Consider the following 19,231-nt stretch of genomic DNA (forward strand, 5'->3'; position numbering starts at 1 on the left):
CCGTGGCTGGCGCGGGCGATACCGACCTGGTGCTCGGCGCCCTGGGCGGGCTCGGCACACCCGTCGACTGCGCCGGTCTGCCGAGCCTGTCCCTGGAGGGGCCGCTGGTGCTGTGGCTCGTGCAGGAGGGCGCGATGGACCTGTTCGCGGTGGACGCGGCGGTGCGCGGGCACTGGCACTTCCTCGGCCGGCTCGAACCGGGCTCGCTGCTCCTCGGCCCGGTCGACGGCCCCGAACACACGCTGGTCGGCCGTCCGTTGCGGGGCTGTGTGCTGCGCCGGATTCCGCTGCGGGAGCTGTACCGGCCACCCGAGTACGGTGCCCCGGCGCCGGTGGCGAGTCCGCTGGAGTACGCCTTCGCGCTCGGCGTCGGCCGCACCCTCGGCATCCTCTTCGAGGCACCGCTCGACGGACGCCCCGGTGAGCCGTCGACGGCGGCCGACGTGCTGTGGATGGAGGTGCCGCCGGGCAGCGTGGCGTACGGCGGTGCGTACAGTGCCGACGCCGCCGGGGATCTGCTGGTCGACGGTGTCCTGTGGCAGGGCATGGTCGACCAGCAACACCGCCTGCTCGCCGCCCTCGACCGGTGGATCGAGCAGCTCGAACGCGTCCACGAGGACCGCGCGGCGGCCGGGATCAAGGCGGGCGAGGCGGTACGTGAGCGGGCCGACCGGACCCTGATCGACTCCATCGGACGGCCGGGGCGCCCCGGCGGCCGGCTGCCGCGCGGCGGTGAGCGGTCCCGTTCGGACGACGCGACCTACGCGGCGTGCCGACTCGTCGGCGCGGCGGCCGGGATCCGGATCGTGGAACCCGCGCGCGGCGGCGCCCTGGACGACCGCACCCCGCCGGTCGAACAGGTCGCCGTGGCGTCCCGGGTCCGTACCCGGGTGGTACGGCTCGACGGCCGCTGGTGGCGTGAGGACACCGGGTCGCTGGTGGGCCACCGGGCGGCGAGCGGGAGCCCGGTCGCGCTGCTGTGGCGGCGCGGCGGGTACGAGGCCGTGAACCCGTTGTCCGGGCGACGCACCCGGATCGGCGAGGACAACGCCGACGAGTTCGAGCCGCGCGCGCATCTGCTGTACCGGCCGCTGCCGGACCGGCGGCTCGGCCCGCTCGGGCTGATGCGGTTCAGTCTGCGCGGCACCGGGGCCGATGTGCGGCGCCTCGCGCTGAGCGGTCTGGTGACCGTCGCGTTCGGCGCGCTCGTCCCGATCGCGACGGGCCAGGTGCTCGGTACGTTCGTTCCGGACGCGGAGCGCGGGCTCATCGCGCAGGTGTGTCTCGCGGTGATGATCAGCAGTGTGGTGACTGCGGGGTTCCTGCTGCTGCAGAACTTGACGATCCTGCGGATGGAGGGCCGGATCGAGAGCACGCTCCAACCCGCCGTGTGGGACCGGCTGTTGCGGCTGCCGACGAAGTTCTTCACGGATCGGTCCACGGGTGAGCTGGCCAGTGCCGCGATGGGTGTCAGCGCGATCCGCCGGCTGCTGAGCGGGATCGGTCCGGTGGCCGTGCAGGCGTGCACCGTCGGCGTGATGAACCTGGTGCTGCTGCTGATGTACAGCGTGCCGCTCGCCCTGGCCGCGATCGGGATGCTGCTCGTGATCGCGGCCGTGTTCCTCGGGCTCGGGCTGTGGCAGGTGCGCTGGCAGCGGCGGTTGGTGGTGCTCTCCAACAAGCTGAACAACCAGGCGTTCCAGACGCTGCGCGGGCTGCCGAAGCTACGGGTCGCGGCGGCCGAGAACTACGCGTACGCCGCGTGGGCGGGCGAGTTCGCGCGCAGCCGGGAACTCCAGCAGCGCGTCGGCCGGATCAAGAACCTGACGACCGTGCTGGGCGCGCTGTATCTGCCGGCCTGTTCGCTGCTGATGTTCATGCTGCTCGCCGGTCCGGCCCGGGGTTCGATGTCGGCGGGTGCCTTCCTGACCTTCCACACCGCGATGACGATGCTGCTGACCTCGGCCACCCAGGTCACCGGGGCGCTGGTGTCGGCCGCCGCCGCGCTGCCGATGTTCGAGGAGATCAGGCCGGTGCTCGACGCGGCGCCCGAGGTGAGCGAGGGCAGTACCCGGCCGGGTGTCCTGTCCGGCGCGGTCGCGGCCCGCAAGCTGTCCTTCCGGTACGCGGACGACGGTCCGCTGGTCCTGGACGATGTGTCGTTCGAGGTGCGGCCCGGCGAGTTCGTGGCGGTCGTCGGGCCGAGCGGCTGCGGCAAGTCGACGCTGCTGCGGCTGCTCATCGGCTTCGACCGGCCGGTCACGGGCAGCGTGCTGTACGACGGGCAGGATCTCGCGGCGCTCGACCAGGGCGCGGTGCGCCGGCAGTGCGGTGTCGTCCTTCAGCACGCGCAGCCGTTCACCGGGTCGATCCTGGACTGCATCTGCGGCACGGAGCCGTTCACGCAGGAGGAGGCGTGGGAGGCGGCCGAGATGGCGGGGCTCGCCGAGGACATCCGGCGGATGCCGATGGGGCTGCACACCATCGTCGCGGGCGGGAGTGCGGTCTCCGGTGGGCAGCGTCAGCGGCTGATGATCGCGCAGGCGCTGATCCGGCGTCCGCGCATCCTCTACTTCGACGAGGCCACCAGCGCCCTCGACAACGAGGCGCAGCGCACGGTCATCGAGAGCACCCGTGCGCTGCAAGCGACGCGGATCGTCATCGCGCACCGGTTGTCGACGGTGATGGACGCGGACCGGGTGATCGTGATGGACGAGGGCCGGGTCACGGAACAGGGCCCTCCGGCGGCGCTGCTCGCGGATCCGGGGGGCCGACTGCGGGAACTGGTGCGGCGCCAGCTCACGTAGGGCGTGACTTCACACTCCGGACACTGCGGCTCGCGTAGGGCGTGACTTGACACTGCGGCTCGCGTGGGGCGTGACTTCACACTCCGGACACACGCCGGTATGCCTCCGGTGACGCTCCCTTCGTCTTCCCGCCAGAGGCGCTTGGAAGGCTTCGGCGGGTGCTGGCCATGGGTTTCACCGGTTCGTCCGGTTCCTCCGTCCCCTCCGTCGATGTACGCCGCTGTCAACTGCTCGGGCTGATCGGCTCGACGGTGCTCTCGGCGGGCGGCGCGACGGCGGGTGCCCTGCCGCTGCGGGACACCTTCGATCCCGCGTCCGGACATGCGAGCCTCGGGCTGGTCTGTGCCTACTTCGGCCTGGTCCTGCTGATCACGGCGTGGTGGCGGATGGGCCGGGCGGTACGCGGTCCGCAGCCGCCGTCGCAGGGCTCGTTGCTGCTGACCCTGGCGATCTGGGCCTCTCCCCTGCTCATCGCGCCGCCCCTGTTCAGCCGGGACGTGTACAGCTATCTCGCGCAGGGTGCGATGGCCGACGCCCACATGGACGTGTACGCGTACGGACCGGCCCAGCTCGGCGGCCCCTTCGCCTCCGAGGTGGCGCCACTGTGGCAGCACACTCCGGCGCCGTACGGACCGGTGGCGGTGGGGCTTGCCGCGTCGATAGCGGAGGTGTCGCGTTCGGAGCTGTCGGTGGGCCTGTTCGGGATGCGGCTGGTCGCGCTGCTCGGCGTGGCCCTGATGGTGGCGGCGCTGCCCGCGCTCGCCCGCCGCTGCGGTACGGATCCCCGGGCCGCGGTGTGGCTCGGCGGGCTCAACCCGCTGCTCCTGCTGCATCTGGTGGCCGGTGCCCACAACGACGCCGTGATGCTCGGACTGCTCGGTGTCGGTCTGGTGGCGGTACTCGGCGGCCGTCCGCTGCCCGGCGCGGTACTCGTCACGTTGTCCGCGCTGGTGAAGGCGCCCGCCGCGCTGGGGCTCGTCGCGGTCGCGGTGCTGTGGGCGGGGCATCTCACGGGCCGGTACCGGTGGTGGCGGGCCGGTGCGGCGACCCTCGCGGTCGGGCTCGCCACGACGGCCGCGGCGACCGCCGTCACCGGCACCGGATACGGCTGGCTCACCGCCCTGGGCACGCCCGCGTCACCGGACAACTGGTCCCTGACGAGTATCCTCGGGCGGCTCGCCGGGTCCGTCCTGGAAGGCGCGGGCAGCGAACTCGCGCCGCTCGCGTTGCCCGCGTTCCGGCTGCTCGGGCTCTGCGCCACCGGGGTCGCGGTGCTCCTCATCTGGCTACGGAGACCCCGCACCGTACCCGTGCACGCACTGGGGCTCAGTCTGCTGGCGGTGGCCTTCCTGGGCCCAGCGACCCGACCCTGGTACCTGCTCTGGGGGCTGTTCCTGATCGCCGCCGCGACACCCGACAGTCCGGTACGGCGGCTGGTCGCGGGCGGGTGCGCCGTCCTCGCGCTGATGGTGCTGCCTAGCGGATTCGCGCCCGATCAGGCGCAGTTGGTGCTCGCGGTGTCCGGTGGGGTACTGGCCGCCCTGGCACTGCTACAGGCCCGACTCACCCCGTCCTTCCCGTCGTCTTCCTTTCCGTCGTCGGCCTCGACGCTGCGTCCCGGCGGGACCCTGTCGGCGTGGCTCCGGTGACGGGGCGCACGACCGGTGGCCGTATCGCGCTGGCGGTACTCGCGGTCGCGGCGACGGGGGTCTTCCTGGTGACGGTGCCGTTGTTCCGCGAGTGGTTCGACCTGGCGGTGTACGACGGTGCGGTGGGGTACTGGGTCCATGACGGCGGCAGTCTCTACGACTTCGTGGTGCCGGGTACGCGGTACGGGTTCACGTATCCGCCGTTCGCGGCGGTGTGCATGCTGCCGATGGCGTGGGTGAACTGGCCGCTGGCCGTGATGGTCAGTGTGGCGCTGAATGTGGCGGCGTCGGCGGCCGTCCTGTATTGGCTGGTGTGGCCCGTGATCCGTCGGCAGGCGTGGTGCGGTTGGTTCGCGGTGGTGCTGGCGGTCTGTCTCTTCTTGCTCCTTGAACCGGTCCACGACACGTTCACCTTCGGTCAGGTCAATCTGATCCTGCTCGCCCTGGTGCTGGCGGATGTGCGGTTGCTGTCGACACGGTTCGCGCGGTACGCGGGGATCGGTATCGGCGTCGCGGCGGCCGTCAAGCTCACGCCGGTCGTCTTCATCGGGTACCTGCTGCTGACCCGGCGGCGCCGAGCGGCCCTTGTCGCGGCGTCGGTGGCGGTCGGCGGCACGGTGCTGGCGGCGTGGGCGGACCTGGACGCGTCGCGTTACTACTGGACGAAGGCCCTGTGGGACACGACCCGCGTGGGCGACCTGACCTACGTCTCGAACCAGTCGTGGCAGGGCGTTGTGGCCCGCTACTTCGACCCGTCCCATCCGAGCCGGGCGGTGTGGGCGGTGGGGGTCGCGGTCCTGCTGGCCGTCTGGGCGCGGCGAGTACGGGCCGCAGGGCGCGACGACAGGACGGGCGTTGCCCTGACCGGACTCCTGGCCTGCCTGATCAGCCCGATCACCTGGGTGCACCACTTGGTCTGGGCGGTCCCGGCACTGATCGCACTGACAGAGGCGGGCCTGCGACAGCCCCGCCGCCGGGGCCTGTTGCTGGCAGCGGCGGGCGCCCACGTACTCCTGTGCAGCAGCCTGGTGTGGCTGTGGCGCTTCGACTTCGCGGGGGTGACGGGTTTCCTGGGCAGCAACGCGTATGTATGGCTGTGCGCCGCATTGCTCTTGTTCCTCCCCCTGAGGGAAATGCCCAGCCGGACAGGCGCGTCAGGACCGCAGCCCGTCCAACTCCGAGCCGATCGCGCCGCGTAGGTGGGCGTGCAGAAACGGGTCGGTGTTGCCCAGGATCTCCAGCACCGACGCCGCGTGACAGGGGAACCGCGGGCGGAATCAATTGGTGGGGACGGTGTCCTTGAGGAAGTCGATCAGTAGGTCGGTGACGGCCGATGGGCGTTCCAGGTTGGGGAGATGACCTGCCCAAGGCAACTCGACGTGGTCGGCGTTGGCGAGCAGATCCGGCAGTTGGGCGGCGATCTGTCGGAAGTCCGCCAGGTCATGCGCGCCCGACACGGCGAGGCAGGGAGCCAGGATTGCCGCCAGATCGATCTCGGCCTCGATCGGCTCGAACGCCTCGGCAGCGGCGATCTGCACCTCGAAGGCGTGCCGTTGCATCCGGCGTACCGCCTCGCGGGCGGTCTCGTCGGCCTCCGGACCGAGCCAGGTCTCGACCATCAGTTCCGTCGCGCCGGCGATGTCGCCCGTCTCGATCAGTGCTTCCTCGCGGTCGCCGAGCGCGTTCAGTTCGGCGGAAGGTTCATGCCCGGGAAGGGCGGAGCAGATCAACGCGAGGGCGCTGACCCGGTCCGGCCACCGCGCGGCGATCTCCAGAGCGACGTGCCCGCCGAATGAGGACCCCACCAGTGCCGCCTGAGTGATGCCCACGGTGTTGAGGAGGGTCAGCACATCCTCGGCGTCGTTGTGAGGTCGGTCCGGCGCGGGAGTCTCACCGAAGCCCCGAAGATCACAGCGCACCAGCCGGTAACCGGCATCGATCAAGGGCAGCCACTGGGCATCCCACATCCGCCGGTCACACACCCCGGAATGCAAGAGCACCAGGGCGGGGCCGTCGCCGGCCACGTCATGAGAGAGCGTCATCCGAAAGATCCTATACAGCGCCTACGCGCACCAGGCCGTGTCCGGCCACCCCCTCACGACTTGAGCCCCGATGCCGTGATGCCCTCCACGACTGGACGTACGGGTGGGGGACGTCGGGCGGGTTCAGGGCAGGTAGGTCTTCTGCCACTCGATCGAGGACATGTTCAACGCCGCCTCGGCAAGCGCCTGGGCGGAGGCCGTCTTGAGCTTCGCGAGGCTGCTGTCGATCCAGGGCTGGACGTTCGAGTAACCCTGCTCGCGGTACTCGACGGCCTGAACCAGGCATTCGAGTTTGTCGGCGTCGTGCGCGCAGATCACTTCGAGCGAGTCACCGTTCTCGTACTCCTCCACGATCCGCTGTGCACCGGCCTTCACCGCCGGGTGCGCCGCCGACACCTGATCCGCGGTGACCTTCTCGTTGGACGCGGCTTGGAGGTAGCGCCGACCGATATGCGGGATGTCACTGACGCGGGTCTCCTGAGTGTCGTGCCAGAGACCGAGCAGCGCGGTCTTCGCCGGATCGGCGCCTTCCATCATCGCGAGCACAGAGCCGATGAGGGCGACGCGGAACGAGTGCTCGGCGATGGTCTCGGGATCCTTGACTCCGGCGATCCACCAGCCGGACCGCTTGGCCCGCTTCAACATCCCCATCTCCAGCAGGAAGCCCGCCGTACCCTTCGCCTGTTCCTGCTCTGCGTCAGCCTTGAGATGCGCAAGACGCGGGGCCGTCGCCTCGTCGCCAGTGCTCACAGCGGCTTAAGCCGCTTCAGCATGACTGCGAACGTCGGGGAGTCGTCGAACGGCTTTGACTCACTGCCCCTCTCGTACCCCCAAGATTCATATAGGGCAACGACCTTGGGGTGCGAAAGGTCAACAGTCAACGTGACCGCTTCCTCGTCCCTGCCGGCGAGGAGCCCCTCATGCAGTTTCAACGAGGCACCCGTCTTTCGCCAGCGTGTCAACACCATCAACTCTGACAGCGCGAAGGCCCGTTCCGTGGGCGCCAAGGACTCGGGCCGTTCAGAGTCCCGCCACCAACCGCCGGGGCTGAAGGGGGCTCCGTAGGCGTAGCCCACCGCCTCCCCCTCATCAAAGCCGATGACGCACACCCACCCGTCCCGGCCGCTCCAACCGTCGACAAACTGCGCGAAACGCTCCCGGGCACGGAAGGCATCTGACGAGCCCTCGTAAATCGCGTCATGGATGTCCAGAAGCAGGGTCCGGATGTCCTTCGCGTCCTCATGCCCGTAGTGCTTCAGCTCCATTGCCGTGACCTTTCGATCCAGGAAGTGATTTCGGGCGCCGCCGAGCCTGTGGCGACTACCAGATTTCGGACCTTCTCCAAAGTGTCTGTCGTCCGCTTGGAGCCCGACTCCGGCTCTAGCGTTTCGTAGGCCCTCTGCCCAGTCGCACAGGCCAGTTCCAGCTCTCCTTGGCTTGCCTGTGATACCGCAAGATCGGCCAAGGTAAGAGCCCGGTTCCGCACCAGTTCCGGGCGGATTCCCGACATTGCGCGGTGAAGAAAATACTCGGCCTTGCTGAATTGCCCCAGAGAAAGCCACACGATCGCCGAAAGCCCGTCGACTTCGCCCTGATCGTAGAAGCCGATCCACGCCGGCCGCTCCTGGTCCAGACCCCGGGAGAAGGACTTCTCCGCGGCGGCAAGGGCCTTCAGGGCATCGCTGCGCTGGTGGCTCCTGGCCAGCGCCGATGCGCTGCGCATGTGGGCGAGGGAGGCGTACACAGGATCTCGCCGGGCGATCCGCAGCGCCTTCATGGCGTCGGCCGCAGCCGCGGCCTCGACAAGGTCCCCCCGCTGATTGGCCGCCATCCCAAGGTTGTTCCACACGTGATACTGGGTCTCGCTGTCCCCGGACAGACCCGCGAAGGTGACCGCCCTGTCCAAGTGCCCGAGCGTTCGTGTCCGAGCCTTGGCGTCGATGGCGGCAAAGGCCGCGATGTTGATCACATCGGAAGCCAGAGAGTACAGCTTCTGTCGGACCCGAGGAGACGCGGTCCCCGATGCGAGAGCCGCCTGAATACGCGTCGACAGCTCTACGGCAGCATTTTCCACTGGATGCGCCCCGCCCACTCGCCAGCCGTCATCAAGGATCTGGACGTACTCACGATGAAACCAGTCTACGTCGCTCATTCCAAGACGGGTTATGGCAGGGGTCGCCGCGGCGAGAGCGGTACCGCCTGTCGATTTGATGAACGTACGACGGTGCACAGGGTCCTCCAGCAGGGCCTGGACGGTCTTACCACGCGGGATAAACCCTAAATCGGTGGCCCGGCGACCGAACACCCTCTCAAGGCAGAGCCGCTGCCTCGCGTGCGGCCACCGGGTCTTGCCTTCGAGGTAGCGCCGCACGTCCCGGTCCGTCAGGCACCCCTCCCGCCCCGTCAGTGCTTCGCTCTCAGAGTTGAGTCTGCGGGCTAACCCCGCCTGTGAAAAGCCGAGTTCATGCATAGCCTCGGCAAGCACACGGTTCTCCGACACATGTGCACGGTAGCGGCGACGCGACCTGCGACGACAGCACGAAGGTAAAAATCACCGGGTTCACGCACGCGTCGCGCGACGAACTCACCTGTTGCCGCAGATGGCCTACGGGTGGACTGGTCTTGTCGCAACCACCATTGCAGTGAAGAGGCGCCACCCCTGGCGCCCGGCTGCACGGAGGAGGGGCCAGTGATGACTGTGGCAAGTACGGGCAAGGCGACGGAGTTGGTCGAGGAATCTGAGGCCGACTACTCCCCCATCGACGTGGATGCGATCTCCTCGCGGACGGATTCCGTCCTCAGTCTGCGGATGGGGACCACGACCCGCGCCGAGATGGACCGGCACTTATCTGGAATTGCCAAGGAGTTGAACGGACTACTCGCCCAGAACTTGGGCGCCGAAGACGACAGCGAGGTACGAGAGCTGGTCCGCACGGCGACCAGGCTGATCGACCTCACAAATCGGCCGACCGCCGAAACGCCCACCTTCGGAACTTTCCTGTACCTTCGCGATGTCGCCCTTCTGACTCGTCGGTTGTTGTGGATCTATTCCGCGCGGAACGGGCTGGATGTGCCGTGAGCGTCGGAGATGACCAGATCTTCCGCGAGTTGGCCCACTACATCCATGAACACCCGTCCGAGCGCATGGCGTTGATGCCGGTCTATGACGCTGCGCTCGATCACTCGCGGCGCCGAGCCTGCACTCACGAGCAGCGCTGCCCCCTCGTCATGACGGGCGCTGTCGTGGTCGATGAGCACCATCGTGTCCTTTGCCTGCGGTACAGGGGAGGTTACGCACTCGCGGAGGCCGAGCCCGAAGAGCAGGACGAGTCTCTTCGCGAGGCGGCTCTTCGCCTTCTTGCCGAGGAGGTTGGCCTTCTCGACGTATGGACGCAGCCTGGAGCCGAAGGTCCCTTCCTGATCGACGTGACCGTGCCAGGGAAGCACCGGTACGGGCCCCGCCTCCGGGTGGGCATCCGCTACCTCTTCCGTGCCCACTCGGGCGCGGTTTTCCCCTCGGTGATCGAAATAGGGACGGCGGCCTGGGTGACCCTCGCCGAGATCGGCATCCCCTCGGTCCACAAGCGCGTGGAAAGCCATCTGATGGGAATCCGATGAGCCCTGGAGCCCAACAACTCGCCTACGTCCTAAGTGTCGTCGCCCTCGGAGGGGCAATCTTTGTGGGCATCTGGAGAGGCTGAATGTACGAGCGCAGGGCCAGGGAGTTGCCCTACATACCCCCTCCACCGGTCGGAACTGTGGGGCTCACCAGATGGCCGACCGATGTCCGCGTCGGCGACTTCATCCTTGTCGACGGTAAGTATCAGCGGGTCCGGGACATGAGGACCGTCGGCGCCACGTCGGCCCGCGTTCTGATCTTCACCGGACGCGACCCTCTGATCAGGCAGGACGCCTGGACCACTTACCGGCCTCTCGAATACCGCTGATCGCGACCCGCGCTCAGGCGTCGCGCACCCACAGCCTCGACGCCATTGGCCGTGCTTTCCACGCGAGCCGCCCTGCCGAATGGGACGAGCCGGGGCTCCATCACGGCCGACAGCCGGGACGACATCGAGCAGGCTCTCACCACATGGCAGGACGCCGGCCGTCCCGACATCGGCGCCGTTCGGCTCCAGATCACCGACAGGGTGCACACATACTCGATTGAGGACAACCCGTCGCTGCGCTGGGAGCACCGCCTCGCCTAGATCGCGACGAGACAGTCAGTCTGCTGGGCCCGCTACCCTCCTTGGGAGTGGGCGCCGAACCGTAGGGAACTGCGATGGACGACGAATCTCTGTCGGAATGGGCGGAGCGGCGTGACGCGAAAATCGGGCGCCTTCGCGCTGTACTCCTCATCTCCGGGAACGGTCCCCAGGGCTCGCACCTGAACCCGGACGCGCCCCGCGTCATCCAGCGGTGGAACGGGCATGCGTGGGAGCCCTACGGATTCGCCGCCAACCTCGCAGAGGCGAAGCGCATTCTGTATCCCGCCTCCCAGGAGCCCCCCACCCAGATACCGGTGCCGACGCCCACCCCGCTCCGCACGGGCACTGGCCGACACCGCAAGCCCAAGCCGCCGGGTCCGAACGAGCGCTGACGACCGGGATGGCCTGGCCGTCTCCGCGTCGATCTCGGTGACGGTCACGACTTCAGTCCCGATGCCGTGATGCCCTCCACGATGTAGCGCTGGGCCACCAGGAACATCACCACCAGGGGGAAGATCGCGACGACCGTTCCGGCGAAGAGGACGGGGAGGTTGATGGTCTGGGAGGTGAGGAAGGACGACAAAGCCACCTGTGCCGTCCACTTCGACGGGTCCTGGCCGATCATCAGGGGCCAGAGGAAGGAGTTCCACGCCTCGATGAAGGCGAGGGCGCCCAGGGACGCCATCATGGTGGCCGAGTTGGGGAGGATCAGCCGCCAGTAGACGCCCAGGTGGGTCAGGCCGTCCACGCGGCCCGCCTCCTCGATCTCGGCGGGGAATCCGAGGTAGAAGCTGCGGAAGAGGATCACCGCGAAGGCGTTGAACAGGCCCGGCACGATCAGACCCCACAGGGTGTTCACGCCGCCGAAGGAGCCGACGACCACGAACATCGGCAGGAAGGTCACGGCGTGCGGAATCATCAGTGTGCCGACGACCATCCCGAGGACAAGTCCCCGTCCCCGTACGTCGATACGGGCCAGCGCGTACCCCGCCATCGACGCGAACAGGGTCGACACGGGCGCCGTGATCGACGCGATCAGCAGGGAGTTGCCGAGCGAGCGCGCGAACGGCCGCTCGGTGTCCGAGAACAGATCGCGGAAGTTGGACAGGTTCAGGCTGCCGGGCAGCCACTTCCAGTCGGGTGAGGTGACCTCGGCCGTGGTCATGAAGGAGTTGCGCAGGAGGATGTAGAAGGGCGCCAGGAAGACGATCGCCAGGAGGCAGAGGACGACGTATTTCACGACCGCTCCGATCACCGGCCGCCCCGCACCCGGCACCGGCCGACCCACCGCCCGCTCCTCCGTCACCGCGCTCATGCCGCCCCCTCCTCGGCCTTGTTCCGCCCGAAGCCGAGCACCCGGCTCTGCACCACTGTGACCAGCACGATGATCAGCGTGAGCAGAAAGGCACCGGCCGAACCGACGCCGTAGTCCTGATCGTTGAGCGCGATCTCGTACAGGGAGATCAGCGGCGTACGGACCGGTTCGCTGCCGAGCGTGGCGCCGGTGGCGAAGATGTTGAAGAACTCGTCGAACGCCTGGAGCGCGGCGATCATCATCAGCAGCAGGATCGCCACCGAGGTGTTACGGAGCATCGGCAGCGTGATGTGCCGGAAGGTCTGCCAGGCATTGGCACCGTCCAGCGCGGCGGCCTCGTACAACTGGCGTGGTACGGCCTGGAGTCCGGCCAGGAAGAGGATCATGTACAGGCCGACCTGGAGCCAGAGTCGCAGGGTGATCAGGACGATCCAGTACAGCGGCGGATCCGTGGTCTGGATCCAGGGCGTCGCCTCGTCGCCGAAGAGCGCGGTGAGCGTGTTGGCGACCCCCGACGGAACCCCGCTGAACAGCGACATCTTCCACAGCAGCGAGGCAGCGACGTACGACACGGCGGCGGGCAGCAGGAAGGTCGTACGGAAGAACGCGCGGCCCCTGCCGACCCGGTTGACGAGCACCGCGAGCCCCAGCGACAGCGCGAAGGTCACCGGCACGATGAAGGCCGTGAACAGCACGATCGTGGTGAGCGAGCCACGGAACCGCTCGTCCTCCAGGAGGAAGCGGTAGTTGTCGAGGCCGACCCAGTGGCCCAGCTCGATGGTGCGGCGGGCGTCGTTGAAGCTGAGCAGGAAGGACCAGCCGATGGCGACGTACCGGAACAGCAGCAGGCCGAGCACCATCGGCGCGGTCAGGACGACGAACGCCAGTACCGCGGACCGGCGTTGGGCGCCCCACGCCCTCGGCCGACGGGGAGCCGCCGTGCTTCGGCGTACGGCCGGCGCCGGCTCGCGGGTCTTGTGCAGTACGGACATGGGCTCAGCCCAGCGACTTGGTGAGGGCGGCCTGGGACTTCTCCGCCGCGTCGCCGAGCACCTTCGCCGGGTCGGCGTTCTCGCGGACGACCTTGGTGGTCGCGGCGACGAGATCGACACCCATCGACTGGCTCCAGGTGATCGGGAAGGTCTTGCTGTACTGCTGGGATATCGCGACCGCGTCCTTCGCGGGCCCGCTCGACAGCGCCTCCGTGGCGGCGGCCACACTCCGCTGCGGCGGCACATGGAAGCCGTACTTGACGGCCCAGTCCGTCTGGAGTGCCGCCTTCTTGATCCACAGCCACTGCACGAACTTCTTCGCCTCGTCGAGCTGCTTCGACTTGGCGTTGACGAGTTCGGTCCAGCCGCCGAGCCGCGCGACGGGCTTGCCGCCCGCCTTGAACGCGGGCCACGGCACCACACCGAAGTCGTCGCCGAGCGCCTTCTTGATGCCGGGCAGCGCCCAGAGGCCGCACCACTGCATGGCGGTGGCGTTCTGGCTGATCGCGCCGGGGTCGTACCAGTCGGTGGTGAAGCCGAGCAGCAGCGACTTGTCCTGGTGCAGCCGGCGCAGCCCGCCGATCGCCTCGGCGCCGGCGGCGGACGCGTAGGTGACCTTCTCGCCCTCGATCAGTTCGCCGCCGTTGGACCACAGCAGCAGGTACGGCGCGTCACCGAGACCGTCGTTGCCGACGAACAGGCCCTTCATGTCCTTCGTGGTCAGGGACTTGGCGGCCTGGGCGAGGGCATCGAAGGTCTGCGGTGGTTCGATGCCCGCCTTCTGGAGGACGCTCTTGCGGTAGTAGAGCGTCATCACGTCGTCGATCATCTTGACGCCGTAGAGCTTGCCGTCGACGGTGACGTACTCGATGTCGGCCGGGTTGAAGTCGGACTTGGCGTCACCGTAGATGTCGTCCAGGGGCGCCAACTGGCCCTTCTTCACCATGTCGTAGCGGAAGTCGCCGATCTCGAAGATGTCGGGGCCGTCGTCGCCGAGCATCGCGGCGTTCAGTTTGGCCTCGTACTGCGAGGTGTCGGCGGCCCAGACCACCTGCACCGCGACATCCGGGTTCTCCTTGGTGTACTCGGCCGCGTACCGCTTGGCGGCCTCCTGCGTGCCCGCCTCGCCGTACTGGTGGTACCACTGCGTCAGTGTCACCTTGGCCTTTCCGCCCGCCGATCCCGACCCGCCCTGCGGATCGGAGGAACAGGCCACTGCGGTGCCGGCGACGAAGAGCATCGACATGCCTAGGAAGCCGCGCCGGGTGGGGTGCGTGTTCATCAGGGGATGTCCTCTCGGGCTGTGTCTCGTCAGCGTGATCGAACGGGTCGTGTGCTGCTGCTCGTGCTCCTGGTGCGGGGTGGTACGGCGTGCGGGTGGGTCGACGTGCGGGTGGTGCGGCCCCGGTACGGGTTCGGCGTCCGGGTCAGGCCAGGTTCAGGGTCGGGTCAGGTTCCGGGGCGGGTCAGGTGGCGAAGAGGCGCTGTATGCTCACGGCCGCCGCCCCCCGCGCCCACTCCTCGAAGGGCAGCGGACGTACCACGAGCGGACAGGCCGACGCGGCGCCGAAGACCTGCGCCCCGAAGGCCGCGCGGAGGTGTTCCTCGAAGAGGTCGTACGCGGCGACGCCCTCGCCGGAGACCACGACCCGCTCGGGTCCTGTGAGGTTGACCAGGGCGGCGATGCCGAGTCCGATGGCGTGTCCGGCCTCGGCGAACACCGCGCGCAGCGCCGGGTCGTGGGCGTGTGCGCGGTCCACCGCACCCGCCATGTCCAGCGCGGGTTCGCCGGTGACGGCGCGGGCCTTGGCGACGATGGCGCGTTCCGATGCGATGGCCTCGACGCAACCCCGGCCCCCGCACGGGCAGTCGGGCCCGTTCCGGTCGACCGGGATGTGTCCCAGCTCGCCTGCGACGCCATAACCGCCCGCCACCAGACGGCCGTTGACGACCAGACCGCAGCCGATACCCGCGCCGACGGTGGCCAGCGCGAAGTTGTCGGCGCCGACTCCCTCGCCGAACCAGTGCTCGGCGACGGTGAGGGCCTTGACGTCGTTCTCGACGGTGACGGTGAGTCCCGTGGCGCGCTGCACGAGGGCGCCGAGGTCGACATCGCGCCAGCCGAGGAACGGTGTGTAGCGGACGGTGCCGTTCGCGCTGTCCACGTCGCCGGAGATCGACAGGCCCAGGCACTGGGTGCGGTCCGCATAGCCGACGAGCATCTCCCGGGCGAGTCCCGCGATGGCGGCGACGACGTGTGCGACATCGGCCGGTCGCTCGATGGACTGCCGGGCGGCGGTGCGGATGCCGGCCCGCAAGTCGGTGACGACACCGATGAGTTCGGTCCCGGTGACCTTGATCCCGGCGAAGAACTCCCGCTCGGGGCGGATCATCAGCGGGTGCGCGGGACGTCCGGCGCCCACGGCGGTGCGCTCCTCCTGCGGGACCTCCTCCAGGTATCCGGCGGCCAGGATCGGCTTGACGGCCTTGGTGACGGCGGCCGGGGAGAGCCCAGTGAGCCGCGCCAACTCCGGCCGGGAGAGCGGGCCTCGGGTCAGGACGGTCGTGAAGACTGCGCCGGCTGCCGGTGTCGCGTTGACGCCGGGCCGCCTCGGGGTCGGCAACATGGCGGAAACGTAGGCCCAATAATTTCCTGCGTCAATATTTAAATTGACCCCGGTTCGGTCGTACGCTCGGCGCGGCACCGTCATCCGGTCGCCGCACGGCGCCGGTCACCACGGTGCCCGACGCCCTCCCACCCCAAGGAGCTTGTGTGCCCGCGGTGACCTTCGACGCGCCCTCCCGCACCTATCTGCTCACCACCCCCACCACCGCCTACGCGCTGCGCATCGACGAGGACGACACCCCGCGCACCCTGCACTGGGGCCCCCGGCTCACCCTCGCGCAGGCCGCGTCGCTGCCGCTCACCCCCGGCGAGAGCAGCAGTTTCGGCTCACGCGGCGGCGACGAACTGGGCGTCGAGGGCGGCGCCCGGTTCGGTGTCCCCTCGCTACAACTGCGGTACGCGGACGGCACGGGCGGCACCGAGTGGCGCCATCTGGGCCACGGTGTCGGTGACGGCACCCTCGACATCCGGCTCGCCGACCGGCACTATCCCGTCGAAGTCACCCTGCACTACCGGGTGTTCGGCGACAGCGAGGTGATCGAGCGCCGGGTGACCGTACGCCACACCGGCACCGGCGGCCCTGTGGAGCTGCTGCGCGCCGACTCGGCGGCCTGGTCCCTGCCGCCGCGCGCCGACTACCGGCTCAGCCACACGGTGGGCGAATGGTGCGGGGAGACCCGACTGCGCAGGGTGACGGCGCCGGTCGCCGAGACCGTGTTCACCAGCCGGCGCGGGGTCTCCAGCCATCACGCCAACCCCTGGCTGATGGCCGACGCGGGCGACGCCGACGAGACGCACGGCGAGGTGTGGTCCACGGCCCTTTCCTGGAGCGGGAGTTGGCGCATCACGGCGCAGCGGACCCCGGACGGGCTGCTGAGCTGGACGGGCGGCGCCGGACACGAGGGCACCCGGGTCACGCTGCGGTCGGGCGAGACCTGGCGGACCCCGGCGTTCAGCGGGGTGTACTCACCCGACGGCTTCGGCGGGACGAGCCGGGCCTGGCACACGCACATCGCGGCCCATGTGCTGCCCCTGCCCGACGAGTTGCGGCCGGTCGTCTACAACTCCTGGGAAGCCACCGGCTGGGACCTCACCGAACAGGGGCAGTTCGGGCTCGCGCGAGCCGCCGCCGACCTCGGTGTGGAACTGTTCGTCATGGACGACGGCTGGTTCGGGTCACGTACCAGCGACCGCGCGGGACTCGGCGACTGGCGGCCCAACCCGGCACGGTTCCCCGAGGGCCTCGCACCGCTGGCCGACGAGGTGCACCGGCTCGGGATGCGGTTCGGGCTCTGGGTGGAGCCGGAAATGGTGAACCCGGACAGCGACCTGTACCGCGAACACCCCGACTGGGTCCTGCACATGCCGCACCGCACCCGTACCCTGCTGCGCCATCAACTCGTCCTCAACTTCGCCCGTGAGGACGTCGCCGACTGGGCGCACAAATGGCTCGACCGGCTGCTGACCGAGCACGCGATCGACTTTCTGAAGTGGGACATGAACCGGGCGTTCACGGAGGCGGGCTGGCCGGGTCACCCGGATCCGGACCGGCTCTGGCACGACCATGTGCACGCCGTGTACGGGCTCATGGACCGGCTGCGCGCCGATCATCCGGGGCTGCGGATCGAGGCGTGCGCGGGCGGCGGCGGCCGGGCGGACCTCGGCATGATGGCCCGCAGCGACCAGATCTGGATCTCCGACAACACCGACGCCCTCGACCGGCTGACGATCCAGCACGGCTACAGCCAGCTGTATCCGGCGCGCACGATGTCCGCCTGGGTCACCGACAGCCCCAACACCAACACCGCCCGCACCGCCCCGCTGCGGTTCCGTTTCCACTCGGCGATGGCGGGGGCGCTCGGTATCGGCGGCGATCTGCTGCGCTGGTCCCCGGCCGAGCGCACCGAGGCCCGTGCCCTGGTCGCCCGGTACAAGGAGATCCGCCCGGTGGTGCAGTTCGGGGCGCAGTACCGGCACCCGGACGCGGTGCAGTACGCCACCGCCGACGAACATGTCGTGATCGCCTGGGGCACACCCCGGCGGCTGCGTCTGGCGGCCGTCGACGCCGGGGCCCGCTACCGGGACGACGTGAGCGGCACGGTGTACGACGGGGCGGTACTGCGCGGCACGGGCCTGCCGCTCGATCTGCCGACCGGTGACCTGCCGAGTGTGCTGGTACGGCTTGAGCGAGTCGACGGCGAGGTCAATTGACGGGTCGTCAGCCGACCGGGCGTGCCGGGAGCGGGGGGAGTGCCGTCCCGTGGACCCATGCCGCGAACAGGTCGTCCAGCGGCCCGTCCGCGTACCGCGCGGCGTGCGTGGTGAAGGCGGTCGTGGTGACGGAACCACCCCGGTGCGCCCTCGCCCAGTCGCGCAGCATCCGGAAGAAGGCCGGGTCCCCGAGTGCGGCCCGGACGGCGTGCAGGACGAGTCCGCCGCGCTCGTAAAGCCGGTCGTCGAACATCAGCTTGCGGCCCGGGTCCGCGAGCCGCAGATCGCGGGGCCGCGAGGCGAGCAACCGGTAGGCGGCGGTGGCCAGTTCGTGCGCGGTGCGTCCGCCGGAGCGCTCCGACCACAGCCACTCGGCATACTTGGCGAAGCCCTCGTTGAGCCAGATGTGCCGCCAGTCGGCGATGCTGACACTGTTGCCGAACCACTGGTGCGCCAGCTCATGGGCGACGAGCCGCTCCGAACTCCGCGTGCCGTCCACATGGTTGGTGCCGAACTGCGAGAGCCCCTGTGCCTCCACCGGGACGTCCAGCTCCTCGTCGGCGACGACGACCGCGTACTCACCGAACGGGTAGGGGCCGAAGAGTTCCTGGAACAGGTCCATCATCGCGGGCTGCCGGGCGAAGTCGCGGGAGAACTCGGTGAGCAGATGCGCGGGCAGATACGCGGTCTGCGGGACTCCGCCGGGCCCGGGGTCGCCGAGCAGCACGGTCTGGTACTTGCCGATGGACAGGCCCACCAGATAGCTGGAGGTCGGCGCGGACTGCTCGTACAGCCAGGTGGTGGTGGACGCCTTGGTGGTGCGGGTGAGCAGCCGGCCGCCGGTGACGACCGTGTACACGGACGGCGTGGTGACGGCGATCTGGTACGCGGCCTTGTCGGCGGGCCGGTCGTTGCACGGATACCAGGAGGGCGCGCCGGTCGGCTGGCTGGCGACCAGGGCGCCGTCGGTCAGTTCCTCCCAGCCGACCTCGCCGAAGGGGCTGCGGACCGGCGCCGGATTGCCCGACCAGTGCACCTCGACGGTGAAGGCGGCACCGGCGCGCAGCGGCTTGGCGGGCCGGACCCGGAGCCGGCCGCCCCGGTGCGTGTAGTGCGGGGCCCGGCCGTCCACGCGGATCCGGCTGATCCGGAAGTCGGCGAGGTTGAGCTGGAACTCGGTGAGCGGGGCGCGGCCCACTATCGCGCCGAGGCGTGCGGTGCCCGCGAGCCGGTTGGGCCCCGGCCGGTAGTCCAGGCCGAGTTCGTACCGGTGCACCCGGTACCGGGCGTCGCCGTTGGCCGGGAAGTACGGGTCCGCTGCGGGGGTCCGCTGGCCGCTCACTGCTGTGTACGCTCCCTGCGCTGTGCTCGCACGACGTGC

The 19,231-nt window shown here is 69.4% G+C and carries 18 protein-coding genes; 9 read left to right on the forward strand and 9 right to left on the reverse strand.

Features of this window, described 5'->3' with window-relative positions; genetic code table 11:
• Positions 1-2 precede the first annotated feature (2 nt).
• From ACFVT5_RS20590 to ACFVT5_RS20600, 3 genes are all read left to right on the forward strand, one after another.
• On the forward strand, positions 3-2,807 hold the full coding sequence (locus ACFVT5_RS20590) for an NHLP bacteriocin export ABC transporter permease/ATPase subunit (protein ID WP_389890708.1): 2,805 nt from the start codon (positions 3-5) through the stop codon (positions 2,805-2,807).
• A 167-nt stretch (positions 2,808-2,974) separates the two neighbouring features.
• A complete protein-coding gene (mptB, locus tag ACFVT5_RS20595) occupies positions 2,975-4,456 on the forward strand; it encodes a polyprenol phosphomannose-dependent alpha 1,6 mannosyltransferase MptB (protein ID WP_389889579.1) in 1,482 nt (493 codons plus the stop codon).
• Positions 4,444-5,655 (forward strand): glycosyltransferase 87 family protein, encoded by a 1,212-nt coding sequence (locus ACFVT5_RS20600; protein WP_389889584.1) that lies wholly within the window; start codon positions 4,444-4,446, stop codon positions 5,653-5,655. The genes mptB and ACFVT5_RS20600 overlap by 13 nt, the downstream gene beginning before the upstream one ends.
• 78 nt (positions 5,656-5,733) lie before the next feature.
• On the opposite strand, the gene ACFVT5_RS20605 is transcribed toward ACFVT5_RS20600, so the two are convergent.
• The 4 genes from ACFVT5_RS20605 to ACFVT5_RS20620 form a co-directional block, all read right to left on the reverse strand.
• A complete protein-coding gene (locus tag ACFVT5_RS20605; RefSeq protein WP_389889587.1) occupies positions 5,734-6,498 on the reverse strand; it encodes an alpha/beta fold hydrolase in 765 nt (254 codons plus the stop codon).
• A gap of 123 nt (positions 6,499-6,621) precedes the next feature.
• Positions 6,622-7,149 (reverse strand): HD family hydrolase, encoded by a 528-nt coding sequence (locus tag ACFVT5_RS20610; protein ID WP_389890711.1) that lies wholly within the window; start codon positions 7,147-7,149, stop codon positions 6,622-6,624.
• Positions 7,150-7,244: 95 nt separating this feature from the next.
• Positions 7,245-7,763, reverse strand: a complete 519-nt coding sequence (locus ACFVT5_RS20615; RefSeq protein ID WP_389889590.1) for a GNAT family N-acetyltransferase — start codon at positions 7,761-7,763, stop codon at positions 7,245-7,247.
• Positions 7,754-8,998, reverse strand: coding sequence for an XRE family transcriptional regulator (locus ACFVT5_RS20620; RefSeq protein ID WP_389889593.1), 1,245 nt, complete (start codon positions 8,996-8,998; stop codon positions 7,754-7,756). Before ACFVT5_RS20620 ends, ACFVT5_RS20615 begins: the two co-directional genes overlap by 10 nt.
• Positions 8,999-9,190: 192 nt before the next feature.
• Here ACFVT5_RS20620 and ACFVT5_RS20625 point away from each other — a divergent pair, with 192 nt between their 5' ends.
• The 5 genes from ACFVT5_RS20625 to ACFVT5_RS20645 all read left to right on the forward strand — a co-directional run bounded on the left by ACFVT5_RS20625 (position 9,191) and on the right by ACFVT5_RS20645 (position 11,098).
• Positions 9,191-9,577, forward strand: coding sequence for a hypothetical protein (locus ACFVT5_RS20625; RefSeq protein WP_389889596.1), 387 nt, complete (start codon positions 9,191-9,193; stop codon positions 9,575-9,577).
• Complete coding sequence (locus tag ACFVT5_RS20630; RefSeq protein ID WP_389889599.1) at positions 9,574-10,116, forward strand: NUDIX domain-containing protein; 543 nt, start codon at positions 9,574-9,576, stop codon at positions 10,114-10,116. Before ACFVT5_RS20625 ends, ACFVT5_RS20630 begins: the two co-directional genes overlap by 4 nt.
• An 83-nt stretch (positions 10,117-10,199) precedes the next feature.
• Positions 10,200-10,445 carry a hypothetical protein gene (locus ACFVT5_RS20635; RefSeq protein WP_389889602.1) on the forward strand — a complete coding sequence of 82 codons (246 nt, stop codon included), beginning with the start codon at positions 10,200-10,202 and terminating at the stop codon, positions 10,443-10,445.
• Positions 10,446-10,496: 51 nt separating this feature from the next.
• Positions 10,497-10,706 (forward strand): hypothetical protein, encoded by a 210-nt coding sequence (locus ACFVT5_RS20640; RefSeq protein WP_389889605.1) that lies wholly within the window; start codon positions 10,497-10,499, stop codon positions 10,704-10,706.
• Positions 10,707-10,780: 74 nt separating this feature from the next.
• A complete protein-coding gene (locus ACFVT5_RS20645; protein WP_389889608.1) occupies positions 10,781-11,098 on the forward strand; it encodes a DUF6087 family protein in 318 nt (105 codons plus the stop codon).
• Positions 11,099-11,142: 44 nt separating this feature from the next.
• Here the strand turns inward: ACFVT5_RS20645 and ACFVT5_RS20650 are convergent, their stop codons facing one another.
• The 4 genes from ACFVT5_RS20650 to ACFVT5_RS20665 all read right to left on the reverse strand — a co-directional run bounded on the left by ACFVT5_RS20650 (position 11,143) and on the right by ACFVT5_RS20665 (position 15,640).
• A complete protein-coding gene (locus ACFVT5_RS20650; RefSeq protein ID WP_389889611.1) occupies positions 11,143-12,021 on the reverse strand; it encodes a carbohydrate ABC transporter permease in 879 nt (292 codons plus the stop codon).
• A complete protein-coding gene (locus tag ACFVT5_RS20655; protein WP_389889614.1) occupies positions 12,018-13,013 on the reverse strand; it encodes a carbohydrate ABC transporter permease in 996 nt (331 codons plus the stop codon). The genes ACFVT5_RS20650 and ACFVT5_RS20655 overlap by 4 nt, the downstream gene beginning before the upstream one ends.
• 4 nt (positions 13,014-13,017) lie before the next feature.
• Positions 13,018-14,295 (reverse strand): ABC transporter substrate-binding protein, encoded by a 1,278-nt coding sequence (locus ACFVT5_RS20660; RefSeq protein ID WP_389889617.1) that lies wholly within the window; start codon positions 14,293-14,295, stop codon positions 13,018-13,020.
• 184 nt (positions 14,296-14,479) lie between these two features.
• Positions 14,480-15,640 carry an ROK family protein gene (locus tag ACFVT5_RS20665; RefSeq protein ID WP_389889620.1) on the reverse strand — a complete coding sequence of 387 codons (1,161 nt, stop codon included), beginning with the start codon at positions 15,638-15,640 and terminating at the stop codon, positions 14,480-14,482.
• Between the two features lie 146 nt (positions 15,641-15,786).
• On the opposite strand from ACFVT5_RS20665, the gene ACFVT5_RS20670 reads away from it, so the two are divergent.
• A complete protein-coding gene (locus tag ACFVT5_RS20670) occupies positions 15,787-17,850 on the forward strand; it encodes an alpha-galactosidase (protein ID WP_389889623.1) in 2,064 nt (687 codons plus the stop codon).
• A gap of 7 nt (positions 17,851-17,857) precedes the next feature.
• Here ACFVT5_RS20670 and ACFVT5_RS20675 read toward each other — a convergent pair whose 3' ends face one another.
• Positions 17,858-19,192 carry a M1 family metallopeptidase gene (locus tag ACFVT5_RS20675; RefSeq protein WP_389889626.1) on the reverse strand — a complete coding sequence of 445 codons (1,335 nt, stop codon included), beginning with the start codon at positions 19,190-19,192 and terminating at the stop codon, positions 17,858-17,860.
• Between the last annotated feature and the right edge of the window lie 39 nt (positions 19,193-19,231).

Origin of the sequence: Streptomyces sp. NPDC058001 (assembly GCF_042886315.1) — a bacterium.
In the GTDB taxonomy this organism is placed as follows: Bacteria; Actinomycetota; Actinomycetes; order Streptomycetales; family Streptomycetaceae; genus Streptomyces.

What these genes read in the sequence shown, in the direction of transcription:
- ACFVT5_RS20615 (WP_389889590.1), bottom strand. Translation starts at nt 7,763, where the DNA reads ATGGAGCTGAAGCACTACGGGCATGAGGACGCGAAGGACATCCGGACC.
- ACFVT5_RS20665 (WP_389889620.1), bottom strand. Translation starts at nt 15,640, where the DNA reads ATGTTGCCGACCCCGAGGCGGCCCGGCGTCAACGCGACACCGGCAGCC.
- ACFVT5_RS20645 (WP_389889608.1), top strand. Translation starts at nt 10,781, where the DNA reads ATGGACGACGAATCTCTGTCGGAATGGGCGGAGCGGCGTGACGCGAAA.
- mptB (WP_389889579.1), top strand. Translation starts at nt 2,975, where the DNA reads ATGGGTTTCACCGGTTCGTCCGGTTCCTCCGTCCCCTCCGTCGATGTA.
- ACFVT5_RS20610 (WP_389890711.1), bottom strand. Translation starts at nt 7,149, where the DNA reads ATGGGGATGTTGAAGCGGGCCAAGCGGTCCGGCTGGTGGATCGCCGGA.
- ACFVT5_RS20635 (WP_389889602.1), top strand. Translation starts at nt 10,200, where the DNA reads ATGTACGAGCGCAGGGCCAGGGAGTTGCCCTACATACCCCCTCCACCG.
- ACFVT5_RS20660 (WP_389889617.1), bottom strand. Translation starts at nt 14,295, where the DNA reads ATGAACACGCACCCCACCCGGCGCGGCTTCCTAGGCATGTCGATGCTC.
- ACFVT5_RS20650 (WP_389889611.1), bottom strand. Translation starts at nt 12,021, where the DNA reads ATGAGCGCGGTGACGGAGGAGCGGGCGGTGGGTCGGCCGGTGCCGGGT.
- ACFVT5_RS20625 (WP_389889596.1), top strand. Translation starts at nt 9,191, where the DNA reads ATGACTGTGGCAAGTACGGGCAAGGCGACGGAGTTGGTCGAGGAATCT.
- ACFVT5_RS20655 (WP_389889614.1), bottom strand. Translation starts at nt 13,013, where the DNA reads ATGTCCGTACTGCACAAGACCCGCGAGCCGGCGCCGGCCGTACGCCGA.
- ACFVT5_RS20605 (WP_389889587.1), bottom strand. Translation starts at nt 6,498, where the DNA reads ATGACGCTCTCTCATGACGTGGCCGGCGACGGCCCCGCCCTGGTGCTC.